Here is a 14,981-nt window from a genome sequence, read left to right as displayed (position 1 = left end):
TTGCTATTCCCGCCCTAGGGGCGAGGGACGAAGAGGGGCAAAGCGGTTTCCATGGGTTCAAGGCAGGCGAAGCGGGTTCGGCGAGCCTTGGGTCCGATGATGATGGCGGCATCCCCCCTCCCCCTGATGGCCCAGACGCCGCCGCAGCCCCCACAGCCGCAGGAAGAACCGATCCTGCCGGACAGCGAATTCGAGGCGCGCCTGCCTCGAACCATCCCCCAGACGGGTCAGCCGCCCCTAAACAGCAGCGCTCCCCTCCCCTCGATCGATGAATGGATCGATCGCCAGATGCCGCAGCCCAGCGTCGCGCAGGAACTGCCGCCCGCAGTCGAACCGCAGGAGGAACGCGAACTTGCCGCCCCCCTGCCGCCGCTCGACAGCGTGCAGGTGCCGCCCCAGGTGGCGACCGACGCCAACCCGCAGGAAAAGACCGAAGCGGTGCGCTACTCCGTGGCGATCGAGGGTTTCGGCAAGACGGGGCTGGAGGATGAATTCCGCGATTCCTCCTCGCTGGTCGGCGGCAAGGGAAAGGCCGACACGGCCGCCATGCTTCAGGCGCGCGCGCATGAGGATGAGGCGCTGGCCGTGCGGCTGCTATATTCGCAGGGCTATTATGACGCCACCGCGCTCGCCTCCCTCGATCAGGCCGGCGACGGGGCGTTGAAGGCGATCGTCTCGGTCACGCCCGGCAAGCGCTATAGCATCGGGACCATCGTCATCCATGCCGGGCCGACCGTTCCGCCCGGCCTGATCCGCGACAGCCTGCCGCTCAGGACCGGCGATTTCATCGTCGCGACGGCGGTCGAAGGCGCGGAGGCCAATGTCGGCGTCAAGCTGCCGGAAAACGGCTATCCCTTCGCCAAGGTGGGGGAACGCGACATATTGCTCGATCCCGCGATGGCGACGGGCGACTATACTCTGCCGGTCGAAACGGGGCCGCGCGGGTCGTTCCGGGCGATCACCACCACGGGCGGGAAACAGGCCTTCGGCGCCGACCATATGACGGTCATCAGCCGCTTCAAGCCGGGCGAACTGTACGACAGCCGCAAGGTCGACGATCTGCGCCGGGCTTTGGTGGCGACCGGCCTGTTCTCCAGCATATCGGTCGATCCGGTCCGCACCAACCAACCCGGCCCGGACGGCACCGAATATGTCGACCTGAACGTCGCGCAGGAGGCAGGCAAGCCGCGCACGCTGGCGGGCGAACTGGGCTATGGCACGGGCCAGGGCTTCCGCGCAGAGGGGACGTGGACGCACCGCAACCTCTTCCCGCCCGAAGGCGCGGTGATCGCCAGCGTCATCGCCGGTACGCAGGAACAAGGCGCATCGGGCACCTTCCGCCGGTCCAATGCGGGCAAGCGCGACAAGAGCTTCCAGACCGGCATTGCGGTAAACCACCAGAATTACGACGCCTATGAGGCCTATACGCTGGGGCTGAATATCGGCTGGTCGCGCCAGTCGACGCCGATCTTCCAGAAGCGCTGGACTTACAGCTATGGCGCGGAGGTGCTGCTGACCAACGAACAGGTGGTGGTCGATCCGGCGACGGCGGACAAGACGCGGCGGACCTATTTCATCGGCGGCCTACCGGTACAGATCGGCTATGACCGGTCCAACGATCTGCTCAATCCCACCAAGGGCTTCCGCGCGAACCTGCGCGCGGAACCGGAAGGGTCGCTGCACGGCAGTTTCTCACCCTATATCCGCGCGACCTTCGACCTTACCGGCTATTATCCGGTGTCCGGCAGTCTGGTCATCGCGGGGCGCGCACGGGTCGGCACGATCAGTGGGGTGAAACGCGACGATGTGGCGCCCTCCCGGCGCATCTATGCGGGTGGCGGCGGATCGGTGCGCGGCTATGGCTATCAGGAACTGGGGCCGAAGGACGCGAACAACGATCCGATCGGCGGCCGGTCCGTCAACGAGTTCGCGGTCGAGGGACGGTATCGCTTCGGGGATTATGGCGTGGTCGCCTTCGTCGATGCGGGACAGGTCTATGAAAGCGCCATGCCGCAATTTTCAAACATCCGGTACGGCGTCGGCCTGGGTGGACGCTTCTACACCAATTTCGGTCCCTTCCGCGCGGATATCGCCATGCCGATCAACCGGCAGCCGGGTGAGTCCAAATTCGCGCTCTATATCGGCATCGGGCAGGCATTCTGATGGCCGAAGACACCCCCGTCACCGAAACGATCGTCGTCCGTGAGAAGCGGCCGCTCTGGCAGAGGATCGCGCTGGGTGCGACCGGCCTGCTCGTCGCGCTGTTGGTGCTGGCCGCCGGGCTGCTGCTGTTCCTCGACACCCAGCCGGGCAAGACATTCCTGATCCGCCAGATCGCCGCGCTCAAGCTGGAATCCGGCATGGCGATCGAGGTCGGCCGGATCGACGGGTCGATCTACAGCGACATGACGATCCGCAATCTGGTGCTGCGCGACCCCAAGGGTATCTTCGCGGTCAGCCCGGAAGTCCATGTGGTATGGAATCCCTTCCGTTACATCGACAACCATATTTCGGTGCGGCTGCTGGAAAGCCCGCTGGTGGTCCTCGCCCGCAGCCCGCAATTCAACGTCACCTCGACCGACCCCAACGCCCCGATCCTCCCCGACCTCGACATCGACGTCGACCGGCTGAAGATCGCGAAGTTCCTCGTCGCCAAGCCCGTCATCGGGCAGAAGCGCGAAATCGCCATCGACGGCGTGACGCATATCGCCGATGGCCGCGCGATCCTGTCGGCCAATGCCGTGGTCGACAGCGGCGATCGCTTGCAGGCCAATCTCGACGCCGTGCCCGCGCAGAACCGCCTGTCCATGAAGGGCACGCTGACCGCGCCCAAAGGCGGCGTGATCGCGGCGATGAGCGGCCTGACCGACGGCTTCATCGCGACGCTGGACGGCAAGGGAACATGGCAGGCGTGGGACGGACGGCTGGTCGCGGCGTCGGACAAGGGCGAACTGGCGAACATTGCTCTTGCCGCCCGCGACGGCCATTTCACGGCGAAAGGGCCGGTGCGGCCGGGGTTGGTCTTCGCCGGAACGGTCGACCGGCTGACGACGCCGCAACTGGATGTGGATCTGCTCGCTGGCCTCAACGAACGGCGGGTGAACCTCAAGGGATCGCTGAAATCCCCGGCCCTTTCCGCCACGGCGAACGGCCTGATCGACCTGGGCAAGAGCCGGTTCAGTGCACTCCGGATCGATGCCGCGCTGCTCACCCCCGGCGCGATCATGGAGAAGGTGAAGGGCCGCGACGTGCGCGCGTCGGTGATCCTCGACGGGCCGATGGCGACGCCGTTCGTCGACTATGACATCACGGCGAAGCAACTCGCCTTCGATGCTACCGGGATCGAGAATCTGAAGGCCAGTGGCCGCGCGGTGATCGATACTGACCGCATCCGCATTCCGGTCAGCGCCACCGCCAGCCGCGTCACCGGCCTCAATGCGGCGGCAGGCGGTCTGCTGCACGATCTTCGCGTGAAGGGCGACTTCGCCTATGCGGCGGGCAAGCTGATCAGCGACAATCTGAAGATCGACAGCGACCGGGTGGACGCCACCGCCATCGTGCTCGCCGATCTCGACCATGCGATTTATCGCGGCGCGCTCAAGGGCCGGGTCAACGACTACAGGATCGACGGCGTCGGCATCGTCAATCTCAACACCGATGTGCATCTGGTGCCAGGGCCAAGGGGGGATTCGGACTGGATGGCCGCTTCGGCGTCCGCACGGCACGGTGGGAAAATGCCTCGGTCCGCGATTTCCTGGGCGGCAATGCGGTGATGTCCGGGCGCATCGGCATGACGCCGGAAGGAAAATTCACCCTCGCCGGACTGAAGGGCGCAGCGCCCAACTTCCAGGTGCATTCCGGATCGGGCAGCTATGATATGGATGGCGCGATCAGCTTCGACGCCAGGGCATCGTCCCGCCAATATGGCCCGCTGGCGCTGACCGTGCGCGGCACGATGGAACGTCCCCAGGCCGTACTGCGCGCCGCCCGCCCCAATGTCGGCGTGCCGTTGCACGACGTCGTGGCGAAGCTCCATGGCGAGCCGGCGGGCTACCGGCTCGAAACCACCGGCGGCTCACCCTACGGCCCCTTCTTCGCCAATGTGCTGATCCGCACCGCCAAGGGCCCGCTGACCATCGACATCACGAAAGCCCGATTCGCCGGAGTCGACATGCACGGCATGGTGCAGCAGAGCGCCGCCGGTCCCTTCACCGGCCAACTGGCGATGAACGGTTCGGGCATTACCGGCACCGCCCGGCTGACAGCGGTGGGCAAGGCGCAGGGCGCTGAACTCCACGCCGCCGCCAGCAATGCGAAACTGCCCGGCGAGGCGGATGTGGTGATCGGCCGGGCGCTGCTCACCGCGAACATGGTGATGACCGACCAGCCGCAGATCAGCGCCGACGTGCAGATGGCCAATGCTGCCTATGGCGACTATGTGGTGCGCAAGGCGCGCGGGCGGATCGACTATCGGGGCGGGCGTGGGCGCGCGCAACTGGTCGCGGACGGATCGACCGGCGTGCCCTTCTCCCTCGCGATGAACGCCGCGCTGCGTCCGACCCTCTATGCCGTCGCGCTGGAGGGCAAGGCGAGCAACATTCCCTTCCGCTTCGCCCAGCCCGCCATCATCCGCATCGAAAAGGCGGGATACCGCCTCGAACCCGCCACGCTGGTCCTGCCGCAGGGCCGTGTCGACCTGGCGGGCCGCTTCGGGCAGCAGACGGCGATGCAGGCCCGCTTCAGGGATTTCGACCTCGCCATCGTCAATATGGCGATGCCAGGTCTGGGGATTGGCGGCAAGGCCACCGGCACGCTGGACTATGCGCAAAGCGGCACCGCCTTTCCCACCGCGACCACGCGCCTGGCGATCAGCGATTTCCGCCGCTCCAGCCTGACCGCCGTGTCCGCCCCCGTGTCGATGGCCATCGAGGGCAAACTGTCCGGCGCGGGCGGCGACATGCGCGGTCTCATCCGGCGCGGCGATGCGACGCTGGGCCGCTTCGTCGCGACGCTGGCGCCGCCGGGACCGGGCGCGCGCTGGAGCGAGCAGTTGCAGTCCGCACCGCTCGGCGGCGGCATCCGCTATGCCGGGCCGGCCGACGTGCTTTTCTCTTTCGCGGGGCTCGCCGACCAGCAACTGACCGGACCGATCGCGGTCGCCGCCGACTTTGGCGGACGGCTGACCGCGCCGCGCCTCAACGGCATCGTCCGCGCCAATGCGCTGACTTACGAGAATGAGACGTTCGGCACGCGCGTCACCCAGATGCGCCTCGACGGGCGATTCACCAACGACCGGCTCGACCTGCGCGACTTTTCCGGCCGCGCGGGCGACGGGACCGTGCAGGCGAGCGGGTCGGTGGGTCTTGCGGCTGAGAGCGGCTATCCGATGAATATAGCCGTCAAGCTGGATCGCGCCCGTCTCGCCCGCAGCGAAGCGATCACCAGCGTCGTCAGCGGCACGCTCGCCATCACCAACAGCCCGGCCAACGGCGGACTGATAATGGGCGACCTGTCGCTCCCCGAGACCCGCTATCGCGTCGCCTGGCAGGGCGGGACCGAGATACGGCAACTGACCGGCGTCCGGCGCAAGGGCGAAGGAACCGATCTGCTCGACCAGCGCCTTGCCGCGCGACAGGCGGCGGCCAAACCGACAAACTGGAAGCTGAACGTGCGCGTGCGGGCCGACAATGAGATCTATGTGACCGGCATGGGCCTCGATTCCGAATGGAAGACGAACATGCGGGTTACCGGCACCGCCACCGATCCGCGCGTGGTAGGCAAGATCGAGGTGATCCGCGGGCGCTACAGCTTCTCGGGCCACCAGTTCGATCTCGAACAGGGCGTCATCACCTTCAACGGGCCGATGATGAACCCGACGCTGGCGATCCGCGCCGAAACCAAGATCAGCGACGTGACGGCAGGCATAGCCGTGGGCGGCACGGCGCAGCGGCCCGATATCGCCTTCGTCTCCACCCCCACGCTGCCGCAGGACGAAATCCTCGCGCGCATCCTGTTCGGCGACAATGTAGCCAATCTTTCCGCCACCCAGGCGATCCAGTTGGCCGCGGCGCTCAACGGGCTGCGCGGCGGCAGCGGCGGGCTCAATCCCATGGGCAAGCTGCAAAACGCCTCGGGCGTCGACCGCATCGGCATCGTCGGCGGCGACGAGGCGACCGGACGCGGCACGTCGCTGGCGGTCGGACAGCATATCTCCAACAATATCTATGTGGAGGTCATCACCGACCCCAAGGGCTTCACCGCCACCCAGCTGGAGATTTCCCTGTCCAGGACGCTGAGCCTGTTGTCGAAGACCGGCACCAATGCGGGATCGTCGGCCAATCTGCGCTATTCGAAGGATTATTGAACATGCTCGGCGCAGGGGTGCGATTTTGGGGGTGGTCTGCGGACTGACAGCTTTTGTAACCTCGGTTCGCCCTCGGCTTGTCGAAGGGCTTCACTTCTTCTTCAAACGCAACGCTTGGAAAGAAAAGAAAAGCCCTTCGACAAGCCGAGGGCGAACCGAGGTTGGACGTCCACAATGGGCCGATACCCGTCCTTTGGCATTCCCCGCCTACCCAACAAACGATAGGCTGCCCCTTCAGGCGCGGGCATTGGAGCCCGCGCGCCATCCCACATCGGAGAAGCTCCCATGTTACCCGCCCGCACCTTCAGCATCTCGATCGATCATGAATGGCAGGCGCTTTACGACAGGATCTGGCAGCCGGAATTTTTTCCGAAATGGGCTTCGGGCCTGGCGGAATCCGGACTGCGGCAGGAAGGGGAGCATTGGTTGGCGGATGGTCCGGAAGGGCCGATCCGCATCCGATTCACGCCGCATAATCCGCATGGCGTGATGGACCATCATGTCGATCTCGGTCAGGGCGAGGAAATCCATGTGCCCTTGCGCGTCGTCCGGAGCGGCGATGGCGCGGAGGTCATGCTGACGCTCTTTCGCCAGCCGGACATGGATGATGAACGTTTCGCCGCCGACATCCGATGGATCAATCGCGACCTCAAGGCGCTGAAAAATCTGATCGAAGGGCAGAATATATCCCGATAATATGGATTATATTCTTATAGTTGGTATTTTTCACGATGAAAATTCATCACCTTCCCCAAAAATGGGCAGAAAAACCGGCTTTTCCAGGAATTGGCACGCCCCCTGCAATGCTCCGGGCAGACCCATCTGGGTCCGTTCAGAGAAATCAGGGAAGGAAAAGCATATGAAGATCGCCACCATTTTTGCCATCGCCGCCGCCATGACGATGGCCGCCACCCCCGCCTTCGCCAAATCCGAAGGGCGCTTCGGCGAAGGGAAGGTCACCTACAACCCGAGGTCGGGCAAATATTGCATCCGCTTCGCCGATCCCGGCTCGATCATGCTGCATAGCATTTGCCGTACCGCCGACGCCTGGGCCGACGCCGGCCTGACGATCACCCGCAAGCCGGCCACGCAACTCGCTGAACGCTGAAGGCGATCCGGGTCGGCCGAAGCGCGCCTGATCCGGGGCCACCCCATGATCTGACGCCTCCCGGTCCCTGTCACACCGGGAGGCATTCCCTTAATGGAAATCCCGTGATTGCGGGAGTATCCGGACATTGCGCGGATGGCTGGCGGAACGCGGGCGGGCACGCGAAGCGTCCGCAGCCGGCCCCTCCGACAGGCGCGACAGTTCCGTCGTCCGGTCGTGCACCCGGCTGGCCATCAGGTGCACGACGCCCTCCTTGCTCCGCTGCACTTCGCCCTCCACCAGCACCAGCCGCGACGCCATCACCGGCCGCCGCTGCATTTCGAACAGCCGCGCCCAAAGCAGGATGTTGGTGATGCCGGTTTCATCCTCGATGGTGATGAAGACGGCATTGCCCTTGCCTGGCCGCTGCCGCACCAGCACGACCCCGGCCGTCTTCACCAGCGCGCCGTTTTTCGCGGCCGATGTCTGCGCGCAGCTCAACACCCCTTCGGCGGCGAAGACCGGGCGCAGGAACTGCATCGGATGTCCCTTGAGCGACAGGCGCGTCACGGCATAATCGGTGACGACCTGCTCGGACAGGGCCATGGCGGGCAGCATCGCGTCGGGCTCCTCCCCCAGTTCGCGGACCTGATTGTCGCGTGTCCGCGCGGCCGCGAACAGGGGCAGCTCATCCGAGGGCGTCCGCCGCGCCTCCCACAAGGCCGTCCGCCGGTCCTGCCCCAAGGACCTACAGGCGTCCGCATCCGCCAGCAGGCGCAAGGCCCGCGCGGGCAGCCCAGCCCGCCGCGCCAGATCCTCGACACTGGAAAACAGCTCGCCCGCCCGCACCGCGACCAACCGTTGCGCCCAATCCTCGCGAAAGCCGTCGACCTGGCGCAACCCCAGCCGCAGCGCCAGGGCGCGCCCCTGCCCCTCGCCCCGCCGGCTGTCCCGCGAACGCAATAGCGGTTCAAGGCTGTTGTCCCACCCGCTCATGTTCACATCGACATCATGCACGCTCACGCCATGGTCCCGCGCATCCCGCACGATCTGCGCAGGGGCGTAGAAACCCATGGGCTGCGAATTGAGCAGGGCGCAGGCGAACACGGCGGGCTGATGGCATTTGATCCAGGCCGACACATAGACCAGCCGCGCAAAGGACAAGGCATGGCTTTCCGGGAAACCATAGCTGCCGAACCCCTCGATCTGCTTGAAGCAACGCTGAGCGAACTCGGCCTTGTAACCGCGGGCGACCATGCCGTTGATCATCTTCTCCCGGAAATGATGGATGGTGCCGACATTGCGGAAGGTCGCCATGGCGCGGCGGAGCTGATTGGCCTCCGATGAGGAAAAGCCCGCCGCGACGATCGCCAGTTTCATCGCCTGTTCCTGGAACAGCGGCACGCCATAAGTCTTGCCCAGCAATGTCCTCAATTCGTCCCGTGGGCCGTGGGCCGGATGCGGGAAGGGAAATTCGATCTCTTCCTCCCCGCAACACCGCCGCAAATAGGGATGGACCATGTCCCCCTCGATCGGTCCCGGCCGCACGATCGCCACCTGCACGGTCAGGTCGTAAAGGTCCTGCGGCTTGAGACGCGGCAGCATATTGATCTGCGCCCGGCTTTCGACCTGAAAGACCCCGATGCTGTCGCCCTTTTGCAGCATTCGATAAACAGCCGGATCGTTCGATTCGATATCGACCTTCAGATCATGATCGCCCAAGCCATGGCATCGCATCAGTTCATAGGACCTGCGGATACAGCTCAACATCCCCAGCGCCAGCACATCGACCTTCATCAGGCCGAGCGCATCGATATCGTCCTTGTCCCATTCGATGAAACTGCGATCGGGCATGGCGGCATTGTGGATCGGCACGGTTTCGTCCAGCCGGTTCTGCGTCAACACGAAGCCGCCGACATGCTGGGAGAGATGCCGTGCGAAAGGCGCGCGGATCAACTGTTCCACCAGGGATCGCAACCGCACCATTTCCGGATTGTCGAGGCCGAATCCCGCTTCCACGAACCGCGCATCGCCCAGATCGCCGGAATAGCTGCCCCATACCGTACTGGATAATCGCGCCGCGACATCTTCGCTCAACCCGAGCACCTTCGTCACTTCGCGCAGAGCGCTGCGGGATCGATAATGAATGACGGTCGCCGCAATGCCCGCGCGTTCCCGCCCATAGCGGCGGTAGATATATTGCATCACCTCTTCGCGCCGCTCATGCTCGAAATCGACATCGATATCGGGTGGCTCGTCCCGCTCCTCCGACACGAAGCGGGAAAAGAGCAGATCGTGATGCATCGGATCGATGGAGGTGACGTCGAGCAGGAAGCAGACGATCGAATTGGCGGCGGACCCCCGCCCCTGGCATAATATCGGGGGCTTTCGCGTGCGGGCGAAACGCACCAGATCATGCACTGTCAGGAAATAATAGGCATATTTCCGCTTGCGGATCAGCCGAAGCTCCTGCCGGATCAACGCCTCCACCTTGGGCGGCAACCGTCGTCCATAACGCCGCTTCGCCCGGCTTCGCACCAGATGTTCCAGCCAGCCGTCGGGCGACCAGCCCGGCGGAACCGGCTCATGGGGATATTCATATTGGAGATCGGTCAGGCGGAAACCGATCCCTTCGACAAAGCGGATCGTTTCCGCCACCGCCTGCTGACAGGACGCAAAAAGCCGCGCCATTTCGGCAGGCGATTTCAGATGACGCTCGGAATTCGCCTCCAACCTTCGTCCGGCTTCCTTCAGCGTCACGCCTTCCCGGATGCAGCTCAACACATCCTGAAGCGGCCTTGCCGACTCTTCGGCATAGAGCACGTCATTGGTCGCCAGCAACGGCACATTCAGCTCTGCCGCCACACCCTGCATTCGCGCCATATGGCGGGCATCGCGGCCCTGATAACGCAGACAAAGCCCAAGCCACACACGCCCCGGCGCCTTGCCCTGCAAAAGGCGAAGTGTCCCGGTCCAATCCATCGGCGGAAGGGAAGACGATACCAGCCGCAGATGCGGAGCATCCCCCTCCGGCTGCCGATCGTCGACAGGATAATCGGGTGGCGAAGCATGCCCCCGCTGCAACCGCGCCGTGGAGAAAGGCATGACGACAAGCTGCATGTCGTCCAGATGCGCGATCAGGTCGCCCATGCGGAGAATACAATCCCCTTTGACAGCCAGCATGTTTCCGCGAGTCAAAAGGCGGGTCAGCCGTCCCCAGCCGAAGCGGCTGGTGGGATAGGCCAATATGTCCGGCGTCCCATCGACGAAAACCAGCCGCGCACCGACGACCAGGCGCAGATCGGTTTCGCAGGCGGCCTGCTCCCCCGCCGTCAGCGCCGGTGCCTCCCCCTTTTCCTTCTTCGCATCCATCCATGCCTGTCGCGCCTTCTCGGGCGCATCACGCAACGCGACATAGGCGCGCACGACGCCCGCCACGCTGTTCCGGTCGGCGATACCGATCGCATGCAGGCCGAGTTCCATGGCCCTTGCGATCAGGTCGGAGGGATGAGAGGCGCCATGCAGGAAGCTGTAATTGGTCATGACGCCAAGCTCGGCATAGGGCAGCGCTTCAGGCGGCTTTCCGGTTTGCCGATGCCTATGCCCTCGCTCGGCCTCCAGCCTGTCCAACTCCCGCCGGTCGGTGGACTTGGGCCGGGACGGATCGGGTCCATGCCGTTTCATGCGAACAGGCCGTGGATATACCAGCCCGGATGCGCCGCTTCCGTACCATAAAGGCCGTGGCGGAATATCCAGTAGCGGCGCCCCCGCGCATCCTCCACCCGGTAATAGTCGCGCGTAAGGCCAGCGCTTTCGCCCTCCAGCGCGCCGTCCTTCGCCTTCCACCATTCGGGCGCGATCCGTTCGGGACCTTCGAAGCGGATGATCTCATGCAAGGCCCGGCGCCAGCGGAAGCGGTGCGGCGGACCATCGGGCACCTCCGCCACCACCTCGACCGGCTGGGGCGGGTCGAACAGATGCAGCGGACGGAGCGGTGGATCGCCCTTCTCCTCCTGACTGGGCCAGTGGGCCGGCGCACGGCTTTCGACGGCGGGCAGGGCCAGTTGCGCCTGTTCGGGAATATGGCTGTCATTGGGGTGAAGCCGCTGAATCCGGTTTCGCCCCGCCCGGATCGACAGCCGGTCGACCAGTGCGGCCATGCCTTCGCCCCGGCGCGCCTCGCCGCCTTCCAGCGCCAATTGAGTGGGCGCCATCGGTTCGGCCTGCGGCACGGTGAGGCGCAGCATGTCGAAGCCGAAGCCGGGATCGAGCGGATCGGACAAGCCGTCGATCCGCTCCTGCACCAGCCGCATGATCGTCGGCGCGTCGCGGACCGGCAGGCTGGTTTCGACCCGCAGCGGAAAGGCGAGGCCATCGCTGCGGAAAAAGACCGCCTCGAACCGGCGGCCGCCCTGCCCCCGTTCGGTCAAACCTTCCCCGGCCTCGGCAGCCATTTCCTCCAGCGTCCTGAGGGCAAAGGCCGTGCTGCCGATCGGTTCGGCGAAGCGCCGCTCGATGCGGACGACCGGACGGGGACGCCGCGGCGCCAGCGGTCGCCGCCCCAATCCCAGCAGATTGCCGAGCGCGTCGACCGCTTCCTCGCCGAACCGTGCCGCCAAGGCCGATGCCGGTCGCGCCGCCAGATCGCCCACAGTGCGCAACCCCGCCCGGCGCAGCGCCACGGCGCTCTCCTCCTCCAGCCGCAACGCCTCGACCGGCAGCCGCCGCAACGCCGCATTCTCGTCCGCCGCCGCGCCCGCCGGGAACCGGCACAGCGCATGGGCCCCCTCCGCCGTCCCGGCCAGGGCATGGCGTACACCCATGCCGTGTCGCTCCAGCCGGTCGACCGCATCGCGCGCCAGCACCTCCTCCCCGCCCCAGAGATGCGCGCAACCTGTGATGTCGAGGATCAGGCCGAAGGGCGAATCGAGCGCTGCGATCGGCGTGTAGCGCGTACAACCGTCGCACAGCCGCTCCAGCCAATCCTGATCGCCATGGGGATCGGCGTCGAAAACCCGCAGAGCCGGCTCCCGGGCCCGGGCATCGGCCAGCGTCATGCCGGGCGTCAGCCCCCGCGCCAGGGCATCGGCGTCCAGCGTCGCCAACCGCATCGCGCCGCGCACCTGTTCGACGACCACCGCCGGACCCTCACCCCCCGCTCCCCCAGCTTTGGTCGCCCAGAGGTCAGGCCGCGCGATCCGAAGCCGATCGATCGGCAGAAAGGGGAACCACAGCGCCAGATAGCGCCGCCTGTCCGTAGCCTCCTGCACTGTCTTGTCCATGATCATGGCGTTCATCGCGCGCCTCTTCATCCGCCTTTGCAAAGCTGCTCCGCCCGCTGTCCCATGTGAGCCGCCAGTGGAAGCCATCCGGTCCCGCCCGTTGGCGCAGCAGGGACAGATCGAAGGCGCTCATCCCCGGCGCATTGCCCGGCAAGGGGATGGAGGGCGCCGCCCTCACCTGCCAGCGCGTATCGGCGGCGCTCGGCACCGGTTCTCCACCGATCCGCAGGATGACGGCCGTCACGCCCGATCCCTCCGCCGCCAGTGCCAGCCGCCGGCTGGCCGTGAGATCCAGCAGCGGCGCCCGGCCCCGCAGTTCGATCATCAGCGCACCGAGCGCCGGACATCGCAGTGCATCGACCGCCGCGCGCAAAAGCATGGCCTCCTCCGTCATGACACCGATCAGCAACCGGTCAGGCGCCATGCCCAACGCCGCCAATCCCGGCCCATAGGCCATGCCGCCAGCCTGCTCCGCCGCCGCGGTGCGCAGCCAGAGCAATGGCTCCTCGCCCGCCAGCAATTGTGCGAAGCCGAGCGCCAACCCAGCCGCAGCGCCTTCGTCCTCGATGCTACCGAACAGCTCATGCAACCGCCCACGGGAAAGGCCGCCACCCAACGCCCGGTCGAGCTGCACATGCCCCGTCGCCACCCGCGGGACGGCTTGCCCCGCAGGAATGCGTTCCAGCGATGCGATGCGCCGCCGCAGGGCAGCCAGGGTTGTCACCGACTCGACCATATCTTTTGTTCCCGATATGTTCTTTTCGACGCAACTATGGTGGCTGTCAATTGCTATGGCAGTGCGGCCTTGGGTGGAAGGCAGACCCCTAGAGCGCGCTGCGCTAAATCGTACGCGAGCCGCACGCTCTAAGCTTTTGTTGTCGCATCGCTTTAAGCGCAAAACCGGTTCCCACTTTTGCGCACGATGCTCTAGTTTGAATGCTTGTGTTCCTGCGAAGGCAGGATTCCAGTCCCACTGTCCGACCTGACTCCTGCCTTCGCAGGAATAGGTCGCGTTCAATGAGCGAGAATAGCCCAAACCCTCAACGCCCACGGTAAAAGGCCCGCCGCGCCAATGGCGCAGCGGGCCTTTTCAGTGCGTGAAGCAGCAGGTGGGCAGTGCCGCGCTGAAACTCTCCGGTTGATCTGGCCGGAGGGCTGTCAGCGCTTATTCGCCATCATCCTCCGCTTCGGGTCCGGCCATCATCCCTTCGGCGACTTCCTCGGTCTTGCCGCGGATCGCCTTTTCCAGGCGTTCCGCCATTTCGGGATGTTCTTTCAGATAGGTTTTCGCATTCTCACGCCCCTGGCCGATGCGGACGGAGTCATAGGAGAACCAGGCGCCCGATTTCTCGACCAGACCGGCCTTCACGCCGATGTCGAGCAGTTCACCGATCTTGGACACGCCCTCGCCATACATGATGTCGAATTCGACCTGCTTGAACGGCGGGGCGACCTTGTTCTTGACCACCTTCACGCGGGTCGCGTTGCCCACAATGTCCTCGCGATCCTTGATCTGGCCGGTGCGGCGGATGTCGAGGCGGACCGAGGCGTAGAATTTGAGCGCGTTACCGCCGGTCGTCGTTTCCGGATTGCCGTACATCACGCCGATCTTCATGCGCACCTGGTTGATGAAGATCACCAGACAGCGCGAGCGCGAGATGGAGCCGGTCAGCTTGCGCAGTGCCTGGCTCATCAGACGGGCTTGCAGGCCGACATGGCTGTCGCCCATCTCGCCCTCGATTTCCGCACGCGGCACCAGCGCGGCGACCGAGTCGATCACCAACACGTCGATCGCATTCGACCGCACCAGCGTATCGACGATCTCCAGCGCCTGCTCACCGGTATCGGGCTGCGACACGATCAGCTCGTCGATATCGACACCCAGCTTCTTCGCATAGCCGGGATCGAGCGCATGTTCCGCATCGACGAAGGCCGCGACGCCGCCGGTCTTCTGCGCTTCGGCAATGGCATGCAGCGCCAACGTGGTCTTGCCCGAGCTTTCCGGGCCGTAAATCTCCACAATGCGCCCGCGCGGCAGGCCGCCGATGCCGAGCGCGATATCCAGCCCCAGCGATCCGGTCGAGATCGCTTCGATCTCGATCTTCTCGCGGCTGCCCAGCTTCATCGCCGAGCCTTTGCCGAAGGCACGGTCGATCTGGGAAAGGGCCGCTTCCAATGCTTTCTGTCTGTCCATTGTTCCTGTCTTCTTGGAATCGATGAGTGAGAGCATTGCTGTCATCGGCCTATC

7 protein-coding genes and 1 pseudogene are annotated in these 14,981 nt (G+C 65.2%); 4 read left to right on the top strand and 4 right to left on the bottom strand.

Going from position 1 to position 14,981, the window contains the following annotated elements; all coding sequences use genetic code 11:
- Nucleotides 1–51: 51 nt before the first annotated feature.
- From CAF53_RS10695 to CAF53_RS10680, 4 genes and pseudogenes are all read left to right on the top strand, one after another.
- Nucleotides 52–2,163 carry a BamA/TamA family outer membrane protein gene (locus tag CAF53_RS10695; protein WP_100238037.1) on the top strand — a complete coding sequence of 704 codons (2,112 nt, stop codon included), beginning with the start codon at nt 52–54 and terminating at the stop codon, nt 2,161–2,163.
- Nucleotides 2,163–6,364, top strand: a pseudogene (locus CAF53_RS10690) (translocation/assembly module TamB domain-containing protein). The gene CAF53_RS10695 and the pseudogene CAF53_RS10690 overlap by 1 nt, the downstream one beginning before the upstream one ends.
- 285 nt (nt 6,365–6,649) lie before the next feature.
- Nucleotides 6,650–7,060, top strand: coding sequence for a polyketide cyclase (locus CAF53_RS10685; protein ID WP_100238036.1), 411 nt, complete (start codon nt 6,650–6,652; stop codon nt 7,058–7,060).
- A gap of 163 nt (nt 7,061–7,223) precedes the next feature.
- A complete protein-coding gene (locus tag CAF53_RS10680) occupies nt 7,224–7,472 on the top strand; it encodes a hypothetical protein (protein ID WP_100238035.1) in 249 nt (82 codons plus the stop codon).
- A gap of 90 nt (nt 7,473–7,562) precedes the next feature.
- Here the strand turns inward: CAF53_RS10680 and CAF53_RS10675 are convergent, their stop codons facing one another.
- From CAF53_RS10675 to recA, 4 genes are all read right to left on the bottom strand, one after another.
- Nucleotides 7,563–11,135, bottom strand: coding sequence for an error-prone DNA polymerase (locus CAF53_RS10675; protein WP_100238034.1), 3,573 nt, complete (start codon nt 11,133–11,135; stop codon nt 7,563–7,565).
- Nucleotides 11,132–12,739 carry a DNA polymerase Y family protein gene (locus CAF53_RS10670; RefSeq protein ID WP_100238033.1) on the bottom strand — a complete coding sequence of 536 codons (1,608 nt, stop codon included), beginning with the start codon at nt 12,737–12,739 and terminating at the stop codon, nt 11,132–11,134. Before CAF53_RS10670 ends, CAF53_RS10675 begins: the two co-directional genes overlap by 4 nt.
- Nucleotides 12,636–13,469, bottom strand: coding sequence for a hypothetical protein (locus tag CAF53_RS10665; protein WP_100238032.1), 834 nt, complete (start codon nt 13,467–13,469; stop codon nt 12,636–12,638). Before CAF53_RS10665 ends, CAF53_RS10670 begins: the two co-directional genes overlap by 104 nt.
- 429 nt (nt 13,470–13,898) lie before the next feature.
- Nucleotides 13,899–14,972, bottom strand: a complete 1,074-nt coding sequence (gene recA / locus CAF53_RS10660; protein WP_046761650.1) for a recombinase RecA — start codon at nt 14,970–14,972, stop codon at nt 13,899–13,901.
- Nucleotides 14,973–14,981 lie beyond the last annotated feature (9 nt).

Origin of the sequence: Sphingobium sp. LB126, from assembly GCF_002795205.1 — a bacterium.
Taxonomy (GTDB): domain Bacteria; phylum Pseudomonadota; class Alphaproteobacteria; order Sphingomonadales; family Sphingomonadaceae; genus Sphingobium; species Sphingobium chungbukense.
The sequence above is the reverse complement of the archived record's forward strand: the minus strand, read 5'-3'. Positions and strand labels throughout refer to the sequence as shown.